The organism is Dyadobacter luticola, assembly GCF_005860805.1.
In the GTDB taxonomy this organism is placed as follows: domain Bacteria; phylum Bacteroidota; class Bacteroidia; order Cytophagales; family Spirosomataceae; genus Dyadobacter; species Dyadobacter luticola.
This window is the reverse complement of record NZ_VCEJ01000002.1, coordinates 2,473,878-2,494,067: the sequence shown is the minus strand read 5'-3', so window position 1 is coordinate 2,494,067 and position 20,190 is coordinate 2,473,878. Positions and strand designations below refer to the sequence as shown.

The window sequence follows — 20,190 nt, the reverse complement described above, 5'->3', positions numbered from 1 at the left end:
AGAATTAAAAAGTGAGCTGCAATCCCAGCAGAAGCTGCGTGCTGGAAGGATAGTAATCCAGCGTACCATTGTTGTCGCTGTTGGTACGAACACCCGGATACAGTCCGTTCACATTGATCAGGTCGGGATCGCCGCCTTTGAATTTGGTGAAGGTTGCCAGGTTTCTGGTCGTCGCATAAATGCGCACCGACTGCATGAATTTCGTTTTCAGCGACTGGGTGTAGCTCAGCGTCACATTGTCCACTTTCAAAAATCCGCCCGGTTCGAGGAAGTAATCCGAAAGGGAAGAATACGTGGTTGTGCTGGTCAGCTTCGAATATTTTCCGCCGTCATACGCCGATGTCAGCACATTCGCATTTTCCTGCGCCGCTGGTGTGCCCAGGTAAAAAGCGTAGGTATTGAACAGTTTGTAGCCAAATGTGCCGCGCAGGAATACGCTCAGGTCCCAGTTTTTGTATTTAAATGAATTCGTCATACCCATCGTAAACTTGGGAAGACCATTGCCGACAAACTGCTTGTCGTCATTATTGGCTTCATTGGCTGGTACGACCTCGCCGTTTTTCTTGTAGACCAGCAGGGCGCCACTTTCATTCACACCAGCCGATTTAAGAGCATAAAAGCTCCCGATCCGTGTGCCTTCCTGCAACCTTTGAAGTGTTCCCGGACTTCCCGGCGCGGGCATACCCACAACATCAACATACGGCTGGCCCCGGTAAAGATTATTAGAGAAGGAGACAAACTGGTTGTTGTTCCAGGCACCGGTCAAGCCCAGGTTGTAGCTGAAAGCGCCTTTGTTCACCACCGTCGCACTCAGCTGTAATTCAACCCCGGTATTCCGCATGGTACCCACATTCGCAAAGGTCTGTCCCTGAATGTTCGGCGGGTTGGATACATTGTAGCTTCCAAGCAAATCCTTGTTGGTGCGTACATAATAGTTCACGCTACCTGAGACTTTGTTGCTGAAAAGCTCAAAATCCAAACCGGCATTGAAGTTGATCGCCTTTTCCCAGCGCAGGTCATAATTCGTGTTCTGGTTCGGCCCCCAAACCTGGTAGGAATTTCCGTTAAACGGATAATATCCGTAGCCACCATAGGTATCCAAAGATTTATAAGGATCAAAATCCTGGTTACCCGTCTGCCCGTAATCCGCACGTACTTTCAATTCGTTCAGCCAGGGAACATTTTTCAGGAAGCTTTCCTGCGTTACCCGCCATGCCACCGACGCGGCCGGGAAATATCCCCATTTGTTGTCGTAGCCGAATTTGGAAGAACCTTCTCTCCGGAGACTGGCAGAGAAATAGTATTTCTGGTCAAAATCGTAATTAACCCGTCCGAAGAAGGCGATCAGCTTCGAGCTGTTTTTGTAAGAACCAACATTGTTGATGCCTTTTTCAAGGTTCCATAATCCGGTTCCTAAACCGTTGTAAGTGAGGACGTCAGAAGGAAATTTCTCGTTGCTCGCATCGAAACCGGAGCTGGTAAACAGCTGGTACGAATAACCCGCCAGCAGCTTGATCGAATGTTTGTTTACATCCAGGAAATAGTTGCCCAGCCACTCCAAGCTCTTCTGATCGTTTTCATTCAGCGCCTGGTAAGCCGTGTTCCGTCCGTTTCCGTTGATAACCGGTGTAATGTTGGAGGGCACAAAGCGCTGCGCCCGCGCCGAACGGGTTACTTCACCGAATGTCACGGTTGTGTTCAGGTTTTCGAGAATGTTCCATTTGGCCGATCCGTTCACATCCAGGAATTTGATTTCTTCCCCGCGGATTACGCTTTTGGCTTGTTCTACCGGGTTATTGGCAAAAAATCCGGAGTTAATGTAAGCGTACTTGCCGGTAGAATCCCGCACGGAAAGCGTCGGGTTCAGGGTCAGTGCATAATTGAAACCGCTGTAATCCGCCTCGCTCGTTTTGGCATACCGCGGCGCCACGCTGAATGTCAGCGCAAACAGATTGTTGGCCGTAGTATGGTTAATGTTCACCCGGCCGCCATATTCTTTCTTGCCGGCACGCAAGTCAATTCCTTTCGCATCCCGGAAATCGATGGAACTGAAATAATTGGTCTTGCCATTTCCGCCCGAAAACTGCAACGTGTGCTTTTGCGAAAAAGCGGGCGTCCGGCTTACCGCTTTCATCCAGTCGGTGTTGCCGCCAAAGTCCACGCCGCGCTTGTTTTGCAGGAACTGGTCCCTGGAAAGTACGTCGAGCTGGTTGGTTTTGTAGTCAAAAGTCGTGTAGCCGTCATAGAACAGGCGCGACTGCTCCGATCCTTTTTTGGTCGTGATCACGATCACCCCGTTACTTCCGCGTGTTCCGTAAATCGCTGAAGCCGCGCCGCCTTTCAGGACGTCGATGGATTCGATTTCGTTCTGGTTAATGTTATCAATGTTACCACCGGGAATGCCGTTGATGACATACAAAGGTCCCAAACCGGCACTCCGGGAAGAGGCGCCGCGCAGCTGAATGTTAGGCGAAGAGTTAGGGTCGGCAGCGGACGTGTTCGTTATCGAAAGCCCTGCCACTTTCCCCTGGATCGACATCAGCGGGTTGTTACTGCCCACACGCAGCAGGTCAGAAGCACCCAGGTGGGTAATTGCGCTGGACACTTCGCGTTTGGTCAGAGAGCCGTAGCCAATCACGACCACCTCATTCAGGGTTTTCTGATCTTCCACCAAAGTAACCTCAATGCTCGATTTGTTGGTCACATCCACATCCTGCGCCACATAACCCACGCTGGAAACCGTGATCGTTTTGGCACCGTCGGCAAGCTGGATCGTAAATTTTCCGTCGGTATCCGTCGTAGTTCCGTTGGAAGTGCCTTTTTCCACCACCGAAGCGCCCGGCAGCGCGCCTTGCTTGTCAGAAATTTTACCGGTGAGCGTAGTGCCAGTCTGAGCCTGGGCCATGCCCGACAGCGCAAACAGCATTCCGAGAAGCATTGCGAGCGCAGCACTGGCAGACCAGCGACGCGGCGCCGGCTTTTCAGCAGCATTTGCCTGTTTGTACAAATTATTTTCCATTAAAATTGTTGTTTAACCGGATTAGTTAGGTCCGTACTGTTACTATCTGATTAATAAATTGGATTTATTTAAAGAGTTGCGAATTTCATTGATTGCCATTTAATTGAATGATCTGCGCGTCTCAATTTCAGATCAAACTGTCTCAACATGCAGCCTTATAAACTATCAATGATTTTGCAGGGATATATTTATAATCTGTTAAAAAACCGGTAACTCTGTGATGGCGGCTGGTCTTCAAAAGCTTGTGTGAAAAATCTCTTTACAACCATTTGCTGCCTCTTTTTCGGGTTGGCCTGTTTGGGCCAGCGCGGGAATTACTATTTCAAAAGTTACCAGGTCTCCGACGGGTTGTCGGGCAATACTACCGGTGAGATTTTACAGGATAAAAAGGGCTTTATCTGGATCGCCAGCCGCAACGGGCTCAACCGTTTTGATGGAAACACCTTCAAGATTTTCAGGAGCCGACAAGATGATCCCACGAGCCTGGGCAGTAACTCAGTGTTTGCTTTGTATGAAGATCAGCACGAAAAGCTCTGGGTAGGCACCCACAAAGGCATCTACATTTATGATCCGGTCACCGATCAGTTCAAACCTTTCAAACTGATCCGCACCGGTGAAGTACGGTCGGTCAGGGGTGACAAATCGGGTGGCATCTGGATTATTTCGGACAACCAGCTTTACCGTTTTGATTCAAAAAAAGGGACGATCACAGCGGTTCCCCATGCTGAAAATACCGTTTCTACCCACATTTCGGCGAGCGGGCAAGTGTGGGTAGCGAGCAGTAACGGGTTGATCCGGCGTTTCGATCCGCAGACCGGGAAGGTGGCGGAGTTTAATCTCGCAGGTCGGGTGAAGGAAGTTTTTTCCAACATGCGGGTGCACACGGTTTCCGATTCAACCCTGCTGATCGGCAACATGAAAAAGGTGCATTTGCTGAACTTCAAAACAGGCGAAATCACCGACATTTCCGAACAAACGGGTCAGAAAAAAGACGTTTACCTTCATACTTTTTTCAAAAATGGCACGGACGAATACTGGCTCGGCTCCGAGTCGGGGCTGTTTATCCTGGATTTGAAAAAGAAGAAAATGGACCAGATCGTGAAGGAGAAATACAACCCTTATTCGATCACGGACAACATTGTCAATGCGATCATCAAGGACCGGGAAGGCGGGATCTGGGTGAGCACGCAGTTCGGGGGCGTTAACTATTATTCCTCCGAATTCAACCGTTTTCAAAAGTACTTCCAGCAGCCGGGCAACAGCATCAGCGGAAACCTCGTGCATGAAATCACCAAAGACCAGTACGGCAAACTTTGGGTTGGCACCGAAGACGCCGGCCTGAACCAGCTGGACCTCCAAACCGGCACATTCAAATCGTTTTTGCCGGACGGAAAACCGGGCAGCATTGCTTACCACAATCTCCATGGCCTCGTAGCCGACGGCGATAAGCTCTGGATCGGGACCTATGAGCACGGGCTGGACGTGATGGACCTGAAAACCAGCAAGATCGTGCGGCATTATACCACCAGTATGCCCCATACTTTCGGCAGTAATTTTGTGGTAACCTTATACAAAACCAAAGCTTCGGAAATACTCGTCGGGACTTGGTCGGGGTTGTTTAAATATAACCGGAAAACGGACGATTTTACGCGGATGGAATTTGTGGATTCGCAAGTCCAGGGCATTCTGGAAGATGAGCGGGGGACGCTCTGGGTGGTGAGTTACGGCGGCGGGATTTTTTATTTTAATCCAAAAACCAATAAAAAAGGGAGGATCAAATACGTAGCCGGCAAGACCGACGGCCTGCTGGACAACTACATCAACAGCGTGTACCAGAGCAAAGATGGCAATCTCTGGTTTTGTACCGAGCTGGGTTTGTCGCGCTACGATCCGGTCCATCAGAAATTTAAGAACTACCGCATTGAAAACGGACTGCCGGATAACCAGGTTTTCAGGGTGCTGGAAGATGATCTTGGAAATTTCTGGATCTCCACTTCGCGCGGGCTGGCCATGTTGAATGCGAAGACCGGCAGATTCACGAATTATAATGAATCCAATGGTTTGCCGGGCGTGCAGTTTAATTACAACTCTTCCTTTAAAGATGACGACGGGACGCTGTTTTTCGGGACGGTAGCCGGTCTGATCAGCTTCAAACCGAGCTTATTTGTCAAAAACGCTTACGTGCCGCCGGTTTATATTACAGGTATCCAGGCGAATAATGAGGAGCTGCGTATCGGCGATCAAAAATTGCCGCTCACATCTTCCCCGGTTTATACCAACTATATCAAGCTGCCTTACGACCGGTCCAGTCTCAGCTTTGACGTAGCGGCGCTAAGCTATGTGATGCCGGAGATGAACAGCTACAAATACCAGCTGCAAGGTCTTGACACGCAATGGATTACTTTAAAGGACAACAGAAAAATCACTTTTTCAAAACTACCGCCGGGGCGATATGTGTTGAGGATTAGGGGTTCTAACAACGACCAGGTTTGGAACAACCGGGAAACACGGCTGAACATTGACATTCTGCCGCCCTGGTGGGCTACCGGCTGGGCTTACCTGCTGTACAGTCTCATTTTCGGTGGTATTGTGATCGTCGTTTTTCGTTACTATCATTTGGCTGTGGCAGAGAAGAATAAGCGTGAGATTGAGGCGATTGAGATCGGGAAGGAGCGCGAGATTTACAATGCCAAGATCGATTTTTTTACAAACGTCGCCCACGAGATCCGGACCTCGCTGACGCTGATCAAAATGCCGCTCGATAAATTGTTATCCGGCAGACATGCCGATGCGGAAACATTTGAAAACCTGACTATGATCGATAAAAATGCAAACCGGCTCATTGACCTGACCAACCAGCTGCTCGATTTCCGGAAAGCTGAGGCCAACAATTTCAGCCTCAATTTTACGAAAACAGACATTAACGAGCTGCTGAGCGATGTTTTCTCTACGTTCAGGCCGGCCGCTGAGCAGAAGAATATTGCTTACCACATAGAACTTCCCAGGATCAGTCTGCAGGCTTACGTCGACATTGAGGCATGCAAAAAAATCATCAGTAACCTCATCAATAATGCCGTGAAATACGCGGATCACCAGGTGCGCGTGAAGCTTTTGCCATTTAACAGTGACGACCTGCTGTTTCACATTGAGTTCAGCAATGATGGTTTTGTGATTGAAAACGAAAACCGGGAGAAGATTTTTGAGCCATTTTTCCGGAGCGAATCAAGCCAGAAACAGCAGGGGACGGGCATCGGGCTGCCGCTGGCACGGTCGCTGGCGGAGCTGCACAAAGGGAAACTGGAACTGAAACGCCAGGACAACCAGCAGAATACCTTCCTGCTTTCGCTGCCGATCCACCAGGATTATGAGATGGATTTGAAGGGGGAAACCGTTGCGGAGCCGGTAGATTTATTGGACGATGACGAGGCCAATCAGGCTGCGGACCCGGCCAAACCCGTCATCCTGGTCGTGGAGGATAATGTGGAAATTTTGAATTATCTGAGCCGCGAGCTGAGTGCCACTTACCACGTCATGCGGGCTGTGGACGGGCAGCAGGCGATTGAAGTCATGCAGCGGGACAATGTGCAGCTGGTGATCAGCGACATTATGATGCCGGTGATGGACGGGATCGAGCTTTGCCGGAAAATGAAGCACGACGTGCAGTTCAGCCACATTCCGATCATTTTATTGACTGCCAAAAATTCGATCAATTCCAAAATCGAAGGCCTGGAAGTGGGCGCGGATGCCTACATTGAAAAACCGTTTTCACTGGATCACCTAGCCGCGCAGATCAGCAACCTGATCAACAACCGGAACATTATCAAGGAATATTTCGCCCGCTCGCCCCTGACGCACATTAAAGGAATTGCATTTTCGACAGCGGATAAAAATTTCCTCGAAAAGCTGAACAACATCATTTCCCGCCGCATTTCGGACAGTAACCTGGATGTGGACCTGCTTTCGTCGATGATGAACATGAGCCGGCCCACTTTGTACCGCAAGATCAAGGGTATCTCGGACATGACCCCGAATGAGCTGATCAACCTGTCGCGCCTGAAACGCGCCGCCGAGCTGCTGGCCGAAAACCGGTACAAGATCAACGAAGTAGCCGATATGGTCGGATATAGCGTACCGACCAATTTTTCACGCGACTTTCAAAAGCAGTTCGGCGAAAGTCCCTCGAACTATGTGCATAAGCTCAGAAGTAAAAATGCGCCGCCCCCGCACTTCTTTTAACAGGGCATTACATTATAAAAACCTCACTCCCGCGCGCTGTAGTGCAATGTTACCACGCCGGAGCCCAGCGTTTTTGAGCCCAGCAATTTCAACTTGCTTAATTGCACATTGCCGTCGAACAAACTGTTTCCTTCCCCGAGAATGATCGGGTGCAGTGTCAGTTGGTATTCATCGATCAGGCCCAGGTTCATCAGGCTTTTGGCCAGGCCTGGGCTGCCGAAAATGACCAGGTCTTTGCCGGGCTGCTGTTTGAGTTTGTTGATTTCTTCTGTTACGTTGTCCCGGATCAGCGTTGTGTTTTCCCAGTCTGCGCTGGGCAATGTGGTCGAAAAAACGATTTTGGGGACTTCCTGCACCCACTTTGCATGTGCCAGTTCACGCTCGGAAGCATTCGGGTTGTCGAACATGGTAGGCCAGTAGCCCGCCATCAAGTTGTAGGTGTTTTTCCCATAAACCGGCGTGCCCACTGTCTGAATCAGTTCATCAGCAAATTGTTGGAGTTCATGATCGTACGATAAAAATGCGAGCCCGCCATTTTTATCTCCTGCAAAACCATCCAGCGAAATGTGCGAAAACAAAACCAACTTTCTCATCTTGAATGTAATTATTTGATTTGGGAAAAATACTTTGGTGTAAAAACGATAATTGGCGTGGGATTTACTGAATGTCGCCGACGCCGTTGATATTTTTAAAAAAATAATAACTTGCCGGAAGACTACTTAGCCCATGAACCACGATCAGCAACCCAGACATTTTGCACGCACCCTGCACCAACGACTCGACATTGATTTCGCCCTGCAAGCCGCGGGCCTCGGCGTTTGGGAACTTGATAGAGCTACTAATGAAGTTTTTTGGGACGACAGGTGCCGCGAGTTGTTTGGTTTGTCGACAGACAACAGGCTGTCGTATAGCGAAGTAATTACCCACATTCACCCTGATGACATAACCCGCGCCAGCGCAGCGGTGGAAGCGGCCTGCACGCCTGGCTCAAATGGTTTGTATGATGAAACTTTGCGGGTTTCCGGCGTCGACGACGGTATTTTGCGCTGGGTCAGGTTTCATGGGAGGGCTTATTTCAACGAGTCGGGAGAGGTTTATCGCTTCGGCGGGGTTGCGCAGGATGTTTCGGAGTCTGTGCTGGCGCAGCAGCAGGTAGTTGAGAAAAGCCAGACATTGGCTGAAAGTGAAGCCCGGTTTCGTGGCATTGTAGACCAGCTTCCCGGCGCAGTACTGGTCGTGCGCGGTGACGATTTTATTGTTGACCAGATCAACCCACCGATGATGGAGCTGATCGGGCGCGGGGCGGACGTGATTGGTCAGCCGTTTTTGTCTTTCATGCCCGAGCTGGAAGGGGAATTTGCCTGGCAGCAGGTACGGAGGGCGTATTTTGAGGGGATCGAATATGTGGGCAAGGAAATCATGGTCACCCACAGCCGGGGCGACAAATTCAGCGATTATTTCTACAATCTTTCATACAGGCCCCTCTGGGAAGGCGGCAAAATTACGGGCGTGATCCAGGCTGCGACGGACATTTCCGAGCAGGTGATCGCCCGGAAAAAATTGGAACAAACCGAAGAAAAGCTGCGTGGTGTGATTGCTGCGGCACCGGCGGGGATCGGCCTTTTCATCGGTCGTGACCTGGTGATTGAAAGTGCAAACGAGACATTTATAAAGATCGTCGGCAAGGGACCGGGCGTGGAAGGACTGCCGCTCCGGGAAGCAATGCCTGAACTGCTGAGCGAAGGCCAGCCATTTTTAAAGATCCTGGACGATGTATTTACGACAGGCGTCCCCTTCGTTTCGCCCGCTTCTCTGGTCAAAATTGTCCAGGATGGTGTTTTGAACAGTAACTATTACAATATTTCATATACGCCGCTCCGCAATACTTCCGGTGAAATTTACGGGATCCTGGACATTGCTATCGATGTAACTTCCCAGATTTTGTCTCAGCGGGCACTCGAAGAAAAGGAATCGACGCTCCGGGGCGCCATCGAAATCGCGGATATGGGCATCTGGGAGCTCAATATGAAAACCGGTATCACGGTTTACACAGAGCGTTTGAGGCAGTTATTCGAGTTTGAAGAAGATTTCATTGACTGGGAACATTTGTACAATCCGATCCACGAAGATGATCGGGAGAGATTAAAAATGGCGGTTCAAAAGGCTTCCGACCCGGAAATCGGGTTTCTGGACGAAGAGTACACCGTCGTCACCCAACAAACTGGTCGACAGCGCATTGTGCGGGCGCAGGCAAAAATGTATTTCGACAAGGAAGGCAATCCGGACAAGCTGGTAGGCAGTATGCGCGACCTGACCCAGGAGCGGAAAATTCAATGGGATTTGGAGCAGCTCGTGCACCAGCGTACCCAGGAGCTGGAAGCCGCCAACGAAGAGCTGGCCTCTATCAATGAGGAACTTGCCGCGAAAAATGAAGAGCTCGAAGCGGGAAATGACGAGTACATGGCGATAAACGAAAGAATGGAGGAGGTGAACAACAGCCTGCTCCGGTCCAACAGTAACCTCGAAACTTTCGCCTACGTCGCGTCCCACGATTTGCAGGAGCCGCTCCGGAAAATCCAGCAGTTCAGCAGCTTGCTGCTGGCGCGCTACGGCGGCTCGATCGGCGATGGTTATGCCTACGTCGAGCGGATGCAGGCCGCCGCCAGTCGCATGTCGGCATTGATCGAAGATTTGCTGAATTTTTCCCGGATTTCAACCCACCACGAAATCCACGATACCATACCGCTGCAAGACGTGGTCAGCCTGGCCTTGACCACACTGGAACTGACGATCCAGGAGACCAATGCGAAGATCGAGATAGGCGCGTTGCCGAGTGTAATCGGTGACGCTTCGCAGCTTACCCAGCTTTTCCAGAATTTACTTTCCAATGCACTTAAATTCAGCCGGGTGGACGGCTCTGGGAATGCTGCAACCCCTGTAATCCAAATTAAAAATAATACGCTGAATGTGAGCGAACTTCCTGCCCACGTCAGGCCAGCGCGGTCGGCGATGATGTATCACTGCATTTCCGTGACCGATAATGGGGTGGGTTTTGACGAGAAATACCTGGACCGCATTTTCCAGCTTTTCCAGCGTCTCCACGGCCGCACCGAATTTGCCGGTACGGGTATCGGGCTGGCGATTAGCGAAAGAGTCGTGCAAAATCACGGCGGCGCAATCACTGCCAACAGCGAGCCGGGCATGGGCGCAACATTCCGGGTATATCTGCCTGTTTAGTCAGCTTTCGGTTATCACAACTTTTCAGGCAAGGTATAGCTTCTTCCCGCATTTTGTTTTTTCAAATAGGCCATCAGCGGGGAGAAGTAATCGACCATCGGTTTGGCGCTCATCTCACTGCCGACCGCCGATTTCAAATGTTCCCGCCACTCGACCGTCGCGCCGGGACGCATGAGTTTGCGCAGGAAATCGCCGGCGGGCTTGCTGCCCCAGTAGTTGGTGGCGTGCGGATCTTGTTTCAGGATGTTTTTGGCAATGTGGTCGTGGACCTGGAAAAGCAGGATGTTGCTGATCGAATAGTCGTAATACTGCGCCGGGTCATCATTGATGTGCGTTTTGGTTGCTGCGTCGCAGTAGCCGTCCGCATCTTTCCGCTCCTGCGGTGGCACAATGCCCTGGTATTTTTTCACAAGGTCCCACCATTTCGCATTGTATTGTTCCTTAGGTAAATGATTTGCGTAGAGTTCGTACTCAAAATTCGTCATCACCCCGCTGCCCCACGGAATGTTCACCACATAGCTAAGTGCCTCGCCCAGAAGTTTTAATGTGTCATTTGTCGCCACACCTTTTGCGATCAGTCCCTGGTTTTCCAGCAACGGTTTTTGCAGCGAGGCCAGCCCGATCATACTGCCAAATGCTTCGTGAAAGCCGCGGTTGGCACCCCCGCGCAGGACAATCGGGACCTGCGGATTGGAATACTCCATATAATAATAAATGTGGCCCAGCTCATGCAAAACCGTCGTCCACCATTCCGTATTCGGCTCCACGCTCATGAGAGAGCGGACGTCTTTGTCAGAGTCGATATGCCAGGCCGACGCGTGGTTGTTTTTGGAAAATACAGCATTGGCAGGCAGAGGATACAGTGACGACTTTTCCCAGAATGTTTGTGGAAGCTTTGAAAAACCCAGACTGACCCAGAATTCCTCCCCCTTTTTCATAATCCACTCCGGACCATTTTTCTTCAAAACCGGATCAATGTTCAAACCTTCCACATTCACCATCGCGCTCCAATCCTGGCCCCAGCGATTGGGAAGCCAGTCGGCGGGCAGGTATTGCGGAACCGGTTTTTGGTATTTTTTTGCGAGCTCATATCTTGCCCATGTATGCAGCTCGCGGTATAGCGGCCAAACATCTTTGATAAAACCCTGCGTCAGATCCAGCATTTCCTTTGAATTCATGCCGTACTCGCTGACCTGGTAGGCGAAGAAATCGGAGTAGCCCAGCGGGGTTACGCAGCCGTTTCGCAGGTTTTGAAGTTGTACCAAACCGTCTTTCAAAGTTTTGCCCACTTCCTTGCTGGCTGCCCAGGCGGCCGAATGTTCGCTTAGCGGGGAAGAACTTTTTAAGATTGCGTCCAGATCATTCGTGGATACCTTTTTGCCATTTAATGTGTAGGTAAATCCGTAAAGTCTTTCGAGCTGGGCATTGGACGCGTCGATCCTTTCCTTCACCAGTTTGCCGGCAGTGGCAGGATTATTCCCAGCGACGAACAGAATGTATTCAAATTGTTTTACCTGGATCTGGCTCAGCTTTTCTTTCAGGGCGAGGTATTTTTTTGCGCTGTCGATGTTGGCCGTGCTGCCGGTAAATTTGGCAACTGCCTCATCATAAGCCGCTGCCGCTTTGGAGTCCGTAGAATCACCTTTGACAATGTGCGTGTTCAGCCGCCACTGGCCTTCGTTGGAGGCAGTACTTAATTTTTGATATTCCTGGTTGTAACTATCCAGATAAGCCTGGGCCTGGGATTGCAGTGACTCGTCGCCGGTGGATTTTTCATTGGACTTACCACAGCCAGCCAGCAAGGCGATCAGTGAAAAAGCGTAGATCAGTTTCATAGGCAGAAGATTTAGTTAAGGTTCACCAATTTACTCTTTGTGTCAGGATATCTGAATGTGTAAAAAATAAAATTTATACATTGGTAAATATTCCTAAACACCATCCTTATGGACATTAACCCACAAATCACCCGGCGCGAAATGCTCGGGTTGACCGGTCTGGCCGGTTTAGCTACCCTCACTGGCTTTTCTGCCAATGCTACTTCACAAAATCCGCCTGCCAAACCGCGCATCGCCTGCCTCGTCACCTACTGGGGCGCCACCCGCTCGCACGCCGACTGGATCATCGCCAAACTCATGGACGGATATTGGTGGGAAGGCGCGCACAAGCCGTCGCGTGTGGAAGTGGTCTCGGTGTATATGCACCAGTTCGAGACCAGCACTTTGGGTCAGAAAGTTTGTAAAGAGAAGAACATTCCGGTTTTCAAAACCGTCGGCGAGGCGGTTTCGCTGGGTGGCAAAGAGCTGGCAGTAGATGGCGTGGTGATCGTCGGCGAGCATGGCGACTATCCCACCAACATTAAAGGTCAGTGGATGCTGCCGAGGTGGTGGATCTACCAGCAGGTGATCCGGGTTTTCGAACAAAGTAAGCGCTCGGTGCCGATTTTTAATGATAAACACCTGTCGATCAGCTGGGACGAGGCGAAGTGGATGTTCGACAAATCACGGGAGCTGAACTTCCCGCTCACCGGTGGCTCTTCAATACCGGTTTATTTCCGGAAACCTGAGATTGAACTGGATACCGATACACCGATCAAAACATCGGTAATGCTCGGCGGCGCGGTTGATGAAGGTGCGCTTTTTCACTGCGTGGATGTTTTGCAGGCATTTGTGGAGCGACGAAAAGGTGGCGAGTCAGGTGTGAAATCCGTACAATGTATCCGCGGCCCTGAAACCTGGAAGTGGACTGAAAAAAATCCGTGGGCCGGAAATCTGCTGGAATCAGTCAGGAAAAAATTCGACCTCAAACCCGGACATTTTCAGGAAATCGAAAAGCCGAACGTCTGTATTGTGGAATATAACGACGGCACAAAAGCCGCGATATACAACGCCCGGGATGTAGGCTGGACTTACGCCGCCGAAATCTCCGGCCAGAAAGAAGCGACCGTCGTCTCCATGCTAGACTGGCCCGGCCCGTTCTCCCAATACCACGCCTCCAATTCACAACCCCACTGGATCACCGAAATGATGGTCACCGGCAAAGAACCCTTCAACGCCGAGCGGCTGCTTTTATCGACTGGCATCACGTCCTATAACATGGAATCCAACTGGGAAAACGGAAAATACTCCGCGATAGGGCGGAGGATAGAGACGCCTTTTATGAACATGAAATACAAGACGAGCAGGGGCGCCCAGTTCAGCAAAGGCGAAAGGCCGCCAAATGTGCCTTACATGCGGGGGTTTGCGGAGTAAGGGGGAAGAAGTTATTAAAACCTTGTCGCATTTAGCTGAACAGCCAACGAAATGTGGCAATGCGCGTTGCACTAACCTTGTCAGGCTGAGCGGAGTCGAAGCCCAGCTACTGGCTTGGCACAACGCTCTCCTTGCTTTCTGCCGAGCCAGTGACAGGGCTTCGACTCCGCTCAGCCTGACAAGTTAGGTGCCTTAATTGTTAGAAATCAAGCAAAAATGAACTAGAAAAAATGAATCGTAGAGATGTTATAAAAAGCCTGACTTTATTACCGGTAGCCGGAGATATTATGCTAGAACAATATCCCGCCGTCAAAGCCATAACCCTACCCCAAGACCTTCACCGCGATGCCTTTGTGATGGATGGCCATACGCACGTGATGAGCAGAGAGCTGATCCTGAAAACCGATATTGGTCAGCGATACAAGGATGGTACGGTGGATTTGCCGCGGTCCAAGGAAGGTGGGCTGGATGCGATGTTTTTTTCTGTTTATACGCCGGAGAATTATTATCCGGGCCGGTTTGAGACCAAGAATACATTTCGGGTGGTGAACCTTGCGCTGGATCAGATTAAGAGAAACAATGCGGTGATTGAGCTGGCGCTGACGGCTTCGGATATTGAGCGGATTAATAAAAAGGGAAAAATGGCGGCCTTCCTGGATTTGGAAGGCGGTTATGACCTTTATGGTGACCTGGATTTGCTGCGATCACTATATAAATTGGGCCTCCGCTCCATGCAGCTGACGGCCCATAGCACGACCAATGGTTTTATCGATGCCTGTAATGATGTGTATACCTGGGGCGGGATCAATGACCACGGCAAGGCGGTGATCAGGGAAATGAACAACCTGGGGATGGTGATCAATGTGGCGCATGCTTCCAATGCTGCCATTTTACAGGCAGCTGCCACGAGCAAACATCCGGTGATTTACAGTCACGGGGGTTTTTACAAAATTGTCGATCATCCCCGATGTATTTCCGACGAGGCGGCCAAAGCCATCGCGGCGAAAGGCGGCGTGATCGGCGTGCATTTTGGCAGTCTTTTTAACAATCCGAAATACTGGGCATGGCAGCGGAAGAACAACCCGATCCGGGTGCAGCCGAACCCTCAACCCAAAACGCCGCGGATATTGCTGACGCAGGATACTTCAAAAACCATTGACGACGTGGACCGAGAATTTGCGAAGGAACTGCCTTTTACCTACAACCAAACCATCCCCGATGAATATTGGATGCACGTGGACCAGCTTGCGAAGGTGATCGACTACGGTGTAAACCTTGTGGGTGAAGACCACATTGCCCTCGGCTCCGATCTTGACGGCGGCCCGGAACTTCCGCGGGAAATTAGGGATATCAGTGATTATCCACAGATAACACTGGCATTGCAGCGACTCGGCTACACAGATCAGCGCATTAAGAAAATTCTTGGCTTAAATTGGCTGCGTGTGATCAGGCAAGTGACGGAAGGAAAAATTTAACATGGAGATACTTGCAAACGACTTTGAAGAGTTTTGGGATTTTTGTATAATTACAATTAAAAATTATACTCAACCTCCATCCCTCTCAATAATACCATGAAACGCTTTTATGTGATGCTGCTTTTTGCTCTCATTTTTAGTCCCGAGCGCTCCAATGTCAAGGATTCAGTTGTAGAAATCGGATAATAGGCTTGCAAGCCCCAACAAAAAAAGAGGTGCCTTTTCGGGACACCTCTTTTTTTGTCTTTGAAAAAATTATTTAAGCGAAAATGCTTTTACGGTATTGTGAAAAAAAGTCGGGACGTAGATCATTTTCGTTGTCGGATCGTAGGCAAGATCCGCGGTGTTGATTTTGTCGGCTGAGGTATCCATTTTCAGCTCGGTTGTGCCGTCGGCTTTTACGTACCAGATCTTTCCGCCCCACTCGGTGACGATGTAAGTCTTGTTTCCCAAACCGACAATGCCGTCGATTCCGCCGCTCACTTTACCGACCGAAGTCAGTTTCTTGCTTTGCAGATCCATGCTGTACAAGGTGCCGTCGCCATTTCCGATCAGCAGTGCGTCGTTTTCAAACAAAAGACCATTGGTTCCTTTCAGCGGATCGCCGGACATCACCGGTACGACTTTTCCTTTATCAATCGCCCAGACTTTGCCCTCACCCGAGTCGGAAATGTATACGATGCCTTTTTTAGGATCGACTGTAATATCATTCAAAAACTTCGCGCCTTCGATCGGGTAGCGGTTTGAAACTTTGCCCGTAGCGAGCTCAATCTCAGCAACCTGCGTCATTTCGGTTACATATAATTTCTTGCCCAACATGCCCATTCCTTTTGTGGAATTGAGGTTTTCGGTAAATTTCAGCTGTTTCACTTTACCGTCGAGACCTACTTTGGCGATGAAGCTGCTTTTGTTTTCCAATTTCGGGCCGCCATTGATACAAGCCACGTAAAGGATTTTTTGTGCAGGATCGAACAAAACCGATTCCGGGGTACGGATGGTCGTGTCGGTTTCCCAAACTGGTTTCAGATCAATGGTTTGTGCCTGGGCAAATGAGATGGCGCCAATAGCCAGGCCGGTCAGTGCAGATAGGAATGATTTTGTCATGAGCTTTTTGTTCAGGATTAAATAATGTTGGAAGTGGATATGAATTTTCAGCAATTAACGAAATTGGTTTGTTATCAGGCAACATTATTCCAAAATGACTATCCGTCGGAGCATTCTAGCAGGCTGTATCTTATTGTTTTCCTTTTTCGGCATTTACGGCAGCATGGGTGAAAACAAGTTTATTTCATTCGTACCCTTTCTGCTGGTCGTCGTCGCCAGCCTGGTATTGTATCAGAGCTTCGATAGCTGGATCCCCGATACGGCGGCAGGTATTCTAGGGTTTTTTATCGGCCGGCTGGTTTTCGTGGGGTTGATCTTATATGTCAATGCCCAAATTTTTTATTCTGTTAAAACCAAAAAAATTGAGCAGGATGGAGTCAGCACTTACGGCATTGCGACCGATATTTCGAGCAGGTATCTGCGAAGCCGAAGAGATTTTTACCGGAATTTCACTTATGTCGCAAATGGCAAAGTTTTGCAAAGTAAGGTCCGGTTCAGCTACGATTTGAAGCAGGGGGATACCTTGTATCTGAGATATTCAAAAAGTAATCCTTATTTGATTGAGTTTGAAAATAATGCGCAGAACCGGAAGCACGGGATTTTGAAGTAACTGTCTCAAATCACGATGAAATCTGACAGCTACTTTATTCTCAGTTTTGCTGAAATACATTAATGTTAAAATTGCAGCGCTTTGATATCCGCTGCTACAATCCGCAGATCATTATCAAACTGATGGCCGCCGGTGTTGATTTCACGGAATGTGGCCCAGGGAAGCTTTTGTTGGTAGATTTTAAAATGATCGAAGGCAACCTATGCAGCGGCCCAAGTAGGCAAAACAGGCCAAATTGAAGGGGAAATTGTGCCAACTTCCGACGGCCTGACTTCCCCCTTCAATGTAGCTCGATCTTAGTTTTCCAACTTCCAGCTGGGCCTTTCAAAATGGCAGGTGTAGCCGCCGGGATGTTTTTGCAGATAATCCTGGTGCTCGGTTTCGGCGATCCAGAAATCGGTAGCAGGCACTACTTCGGTCGCAAATTTTCCTGGCCAGCGGCCTGAGGCTTCCAGCTCTTCGACGAGCTTTACCGCCGTATCGTGCTGTTCTTCATTGAGATAGAATATAGCCGAGCGATAAGAGGTACCGATGTCGTTTCCCTGCCGGTTGCGGGTGGTCGGGTCGTGGATCTGGAAAAAATATTCCAGCAGTTTTCTATAAGATATCTTTTCCGGGTCGAAAACAATCTCAATCCCTTCTGCGTGGGTTCCGTGATTCCGGTAGGTCGCATTTACCACATCGCCGCCCGTATAGCCCACAACGGTCGAAATAACACCGGGTTGATGCCTGATCAGTTCTTCCACTCCCCAGAAGCAACCGCCGGCCAAAATAGCAGTTTCGTTTTTCATAATATTCAAGATAGGGCAATCCGCCCTAAATTCCTACTCACTTTTAAGAACCTCCACCGGGTTGGTCCGCGCGGCCCGTAAAGTCTGCGACCCGATCATAACGAATGCGATCACAAGCACGGCGATCAACCCGATAAACAGCTCGACGATCTGCACCGGCGTGTGGTAGGGGAAATTCCGGAGGATGAATTTCTCAAAAAACAGGTAAGTAACCGGCAGTGCGATAACTGCTGAAATCGATAGCAGAACCAAGAAATTGCGGCTCAGCAAAAACATCAGGCTACCTTCATTGGCTCCCAGCACTTTACGGATCCCGATTTCTTTCAGCCTGGTTTCAGTCGTGAAAACCACCATGCCGAACAAGCCTAGCGAGGCGATGGAAATAGCGAGAAATGATAAGAAACCGATGATTTTGATCATCGCAGAAAACTCGCTGTACGCTTCTTCGATTTCTTCTTGATAAAACTTGGCATCCAGCGGATGCACGCGGTCAATTTTTTTCCAGGTCGATTCGATCTTCGCACGCGTGGCCAACATGTCGCTGCTTTTCAGTTTTACATTCAAAATCGTCCGGTCTTCGGGCGTCCAGGGCATCAGCGCCACCGGCCCGATTACGTTGTCGACTTTGCCGTAGTGAAAATCTTTCATGACGCCGACGATGGTCATTCTGAGTCCGCTAACCCCAAAATTGCTGAATGTAATTTCCTCGCCGATCGCCCTGGCGGGATCACCGCCGCCAATGTTGAAGCGTTTCAAAACCTGCTGGTTGACGATCACCTCGTGCGCACTTTTGAAATTGGCAGGCCGCGTTTGGAAATTTCCGCCTGCGATCAGCTTGTATTCGTGCACTTTCAGATAGTTTTCGTCGACCTGGTTGGTGAGCACCAGTGCCGAATCCTGCGAATTCCGGTACTTCATATTGCCTCCCCAGGCATTTCCCACGGCGGTAATGATTATCGACCGCGACAGGGCAGTTACCTCGGGCATTTCGCCCAGTTCCTTCATCAATGCATCGGGCTTGTTTCCCTGCATGTTGATATTGAGAATGTTATCAGTATTAAAACCGAGATCGAATGCGAGAATATTCTTGTACTGCACATAACCGATGGCGGTTGTGGTGATGAAAATCAATGTGAGCGTATACTGGACCACCGCCAGCCCTTGCCGGAGCGTAATGTGCCTGAAAGCCTTGACGGATTGCATTGCAGGGCCGGTGGCATTCCGGAATGCGCTGATCGCACTGATTTTGGAAAAGAAAATCGCGGGCATGAAGCCTGCTATCACGCCGATTGTGATTGAAAAAATGATAAAGGTAATGATCGTGACCGGGTTAAGATCGAGCTTGACGAGCCGCTGCATTTCGGGTGCAAGGTTGATCAGTTGCGGCCGCAAAAACAGGAATAGGAAAAACGAAAGAAAAAGCGCAGCCAGCGAAATCATCACTGCCTCTGCCAGAAACTGCTGGCGTACCTGATTTTTCCCCGCACCGATCGCTTTCCGCAAGCCTACTTCCTTAAATCGCCGCATGCCGCGGGCGATTGATAAATTGGTATAATTGAAACAAGCGGATAACAAAACCACCAAAGCCAGCCCGCCCAATATCCAGAGCGCCACCGGCGGCACATGCGGCCCGCCTGGCCCCATCGACCGGCTCAGGTTTTCGCCGACCACAATGTTGTATAGCGGCAAAAGTTCAAGCTGAATGTTCGTATTCTCGTCCGCCTGGTTTTCTTCCCGCGCAATCGCGTCCAGTTGCTTTTGAACAACTTTTTTATCCGCATTTTCAGGCAAGAGCACATATACATAGTTGGACCACATGCTCGTCCATTTTTCAAAATTCTGATCTTTCAAATTCAGTTGCTGAGCAGTCGATAATGATACCAGCGCCTCAAAATGGATGTGCGAAAAGAAGGGTACGTCCTGCATCACGCCCGTGACCTGGTAGTCGAGCGAGTCGAATTGGATGGATTTCCCGAGCGCAGCCTGGTTTCCGAAAAGCTTTTTGGCCGCGGTTTCGGTGAGGACGATCGAGTAGGGGTCTTTCAGCGCGGTCTCAGGGTTACCTTCCAGCATAGGCAAACTAAAAATCCTGAAAATGGAGGATTCTGCCCAAAAGCCTTTGACAGGCAGAATGTTATCACCTACCTGCGCATCCTGCTCGAAGTCGCTGCGAAGAATTGCCACTTCGTCCACGCCCGTCACTTTTTGCCGGATCAGTTTTCCGGTTTTGATAGAAGTCGTCCCAAACTTACCGTCGCGCTCTCCTTTAAAACTGGCCACATTTGTGATGCGGTAAATGCGGTCACCATTTTTGTTGAAGCGGTCGTAAGATCGGAGGTCCAGTAAGAACGCAATCAGCAGCAATCCGACGGACATGCTGATAGCCAGTCCGATAACATTGATAAATGAAAAAAGTTTGTTGCGCAGCAGGCTGCGTCCGGCAGTTTTGAGGTAGCTTTTAATCATGGCC

The 20,190-nt window shown here is 49.8% G+C and carries 11 protein-coding genes; 5 read left to right on the top strand and 6 right to left on the bottom strand.

The window, feature by feature from the left end; genetic code table 11:
- Positions 1-4: 4 nt before the first annotated feature.
- Positions 5-3,019 (bottom strand): SusC/RagA family TonB-linked outer membrane protein, encoded by a 3,015-nt coding sequence (locus FEN17_RS10390; protein WP_229208762.1) that lies wholly within the window; start codon positions 3,017-3,019, stop codon positions 5-7.
- A 246-nt stretch (positions 3,020-3,265) separates the two neighbouring features.
- On the opposite strand from FEN17_RS10390, the gene FEN17_RS10385 reads away from it, so the two are divergent.
- Positions 3,266-7,255: a hybrid sensor histidine kinase/response regulator transcription factor gene (locus FEN17_RS10385; protein WP_205748123.1), complete on the top strand. Its 3,990-nt coding sequence runs from the start codon at positions 3,266-3,268 to the stop codon at positions 7,253-7,255.
- A gap of 23 nt (positions 7,256-7,278) precedes the next feature.
- On the opposite strand, the gene FEN17_RS10380 is transcribed toward FEN17_RS10385, so the two are convergent.
- Entirely contained in the window at positions 7,279-7,848 is a 570-nt protein-coding gene (locus tag FEN17_RS10380; RefSeq protein ID WP_138365171.1) for a dihydrofolate reductase family protein, read from the bottom strand.
- Positions 7,849-7,981: 133 nt separating this feature from the next.
- On the opposite strand from FEN17_RS10380, the gene FEN17_RS10375 reads away from it, so the two are divergent.
- Positions 7,982-10,492 carry a PAS domain-containing sensor histidine kinase gene (locus FEN17_RS10375; RefSeq protein WP_138365170.1) on the top strand — a complete coding sequence of 837 codons (2,511 nt, stop codon included), beginning with the start codon at positions 7,982-7,984 and terminating at the stop codon, positions 10,490-10,492.
- Between the two features lie 14 nt (positions 10,493-10,506).
- Here the strand turns inward: FEN17_RS10375 and FEN17_RS10370 are convergent, their stop codons facing one another.
- Complete coding sequence (locus FEN17_RS10370; protein WP_138365169.1) at positions 10,507-12,327, bottom strand: M2 family metallopeptidase; 1,821 nt, start codon at positions 12,325-12,327, stop codon at positions 10,507-10,509.
- Between the two features lie 108 nt (positions 12,328-12,435).
- On the opposite strand from FEN17_RS10370, the gene FEN17_RS10365 reads away from it, so the two are divergent.
- The gene (locus tag FEN17_RS10365) at positions 12,436-13,740 is read left to right on the top strand and encodes a hypothetical protein (RefSeq protein WP_138365168.1); all 1,305 of its coding nucleotides are present in this window, start codon (positions 12,436-12,438) and stop codon (positions 13,738-13,740) included.
- 230 nt (positions 13,741-13,970) lie between these two features.
- The gene (locus FEN17_RS10360; protein ID WP_138365167.1) at positions 13,971-15,215 is read left to right on the top strand and encodes a dipeptidase; all 1,245 of its coding nucleotides are present in this window, start codon (positions 13,971-13,973) and stop codon (positions 15,213-15,215) included.
- Positions 15,216-15,470: 255 nt separating this feature from the next.
- On the opposite strand, the gene FEN17_RS10355 is transcribed toward FEN17_RS10360, so the two are convergent.
- Entirely contained in the window at positions 15,471-16,319 is an 849-nt protein-coding gene (locus tag FEN17_RS10355) for an SMP-30/gluconolactonase/LRE family protein (RefSeq protein ID WP_138365166.1), read from the bottom strand.
- 94 nt (positions 16,320-16,413) lie between these two features.
- Between FEN17_RS10355 and FEN17_RS10350 the strand changes: the two genes are divergently transcribed.
- Entirely contained in the window at positions 16,414-16,929 is a 516-nt protein-coding gene (locus FEN17_RS10350) for a hypothetical protein (RefSeq protein ID WP_138365165.1), read from the top strand.
- Between the two features lie 296 nt (positions 16,930-17,225).
- Here the strand turns inward: FEN17_RS10350 and msrA are convergent, their stop codons facing one another.
- Positions 17,226-17,720: a peptide-methionine (S)-S-oxide reductase MsrA gene (msrA, locus tag FEN17_RS10340; RefSeq protein ID WP_138365164.1), complete on the bottom strand. Its 495-nt coding sequence runs from the start codon at positions 17,718-17,720 to the stop codon at positions 17,226-17,228.
- Positions 17,721-17,753: 33 nt separating this feature from the next.
- Positions 17,754-20,186 carry an ABC transporter permease gene (locus tag FEN17_RS10335; protein ID WP_138365163.1) on the bottom strand — a complete coding sequence of 811 codons (2,433 nt, stop codon included), beginning with the start codon at positions 20,184-20,186 and terminating at the stop codon, positions 17,754-17,756.
- Positions 20,187-20,190 lie beyond the last annotated feature (4 nt).

Coding starts and splice junctions, on each gene's coding strand:
- FEN17_RS10375 (WP_138365170.1), top strand. CDS start 7,982: ATGAACCACGATCAGCAACCCAGACATTTTGCACGCACCCTGCACCAA.
- FEN17_RS10370 (WP_138365169.1), bottom strand. CDS start 12,327: ATGAAACTGATCTACGCTTTTTCACTGATCGCCTTGCTGGCTGGCTGT.
- FEN17_RS10335 (WP_138365163.1), bottom strand. CDS start 20,186: ATGATTAAAAGCTACCTCAAAACTGCCGGACGCAGCCTGCTGCGCAAC.
- msrA (WP_138365164.1), bottom strand. CDS start 17,720: ATGAAAAACGAAACTGCTATTTTGGCCGGCGGTTGCTTCTGGGGAGTG.
- FEN17_RS10350 (WP_138365165.1), top strand. CDS start 16,414: ATGACTATCCGTCGGAGCATTCTAGCAGGCTGTATCTTATTGTTTTCC.
- FEN17_RS10365 (WP_138365168.1), top strand. CDS start 12,436: ATGGACATTAACCCACAAATCACCCGGCGCGAAATGCTCGGGTTGACC.
- FEN17_RS10355 (WP_138365166.1), bottom strand. CDS start 16,319: ATGACAAAATCATTCCTATCTGCACTGACCGGCCTGGCTATTGGCGCC.
- FEN17_RS10360 (WP_138365167.1), top strand. CDS start 13,971: ATGAATCGTAGAGATGTTATAAAAAGCCTGACTTTATTACCGGTAGCC.
- FEN17_RS10380 (WP_138365171.1), bottom strand. CDS start 7,848: ATGAGAAAGTTGGTTTTGTTTTCGCACATTTCGCTGGATGGTTTTGCA.
- FEN17_RS10390 (WP_229208762.1), bottom strand. CDS start 3,019: ATGGAAAATAATTTGTACAAACAGGCAAATGCTGCTGAAAAGCCGGCG.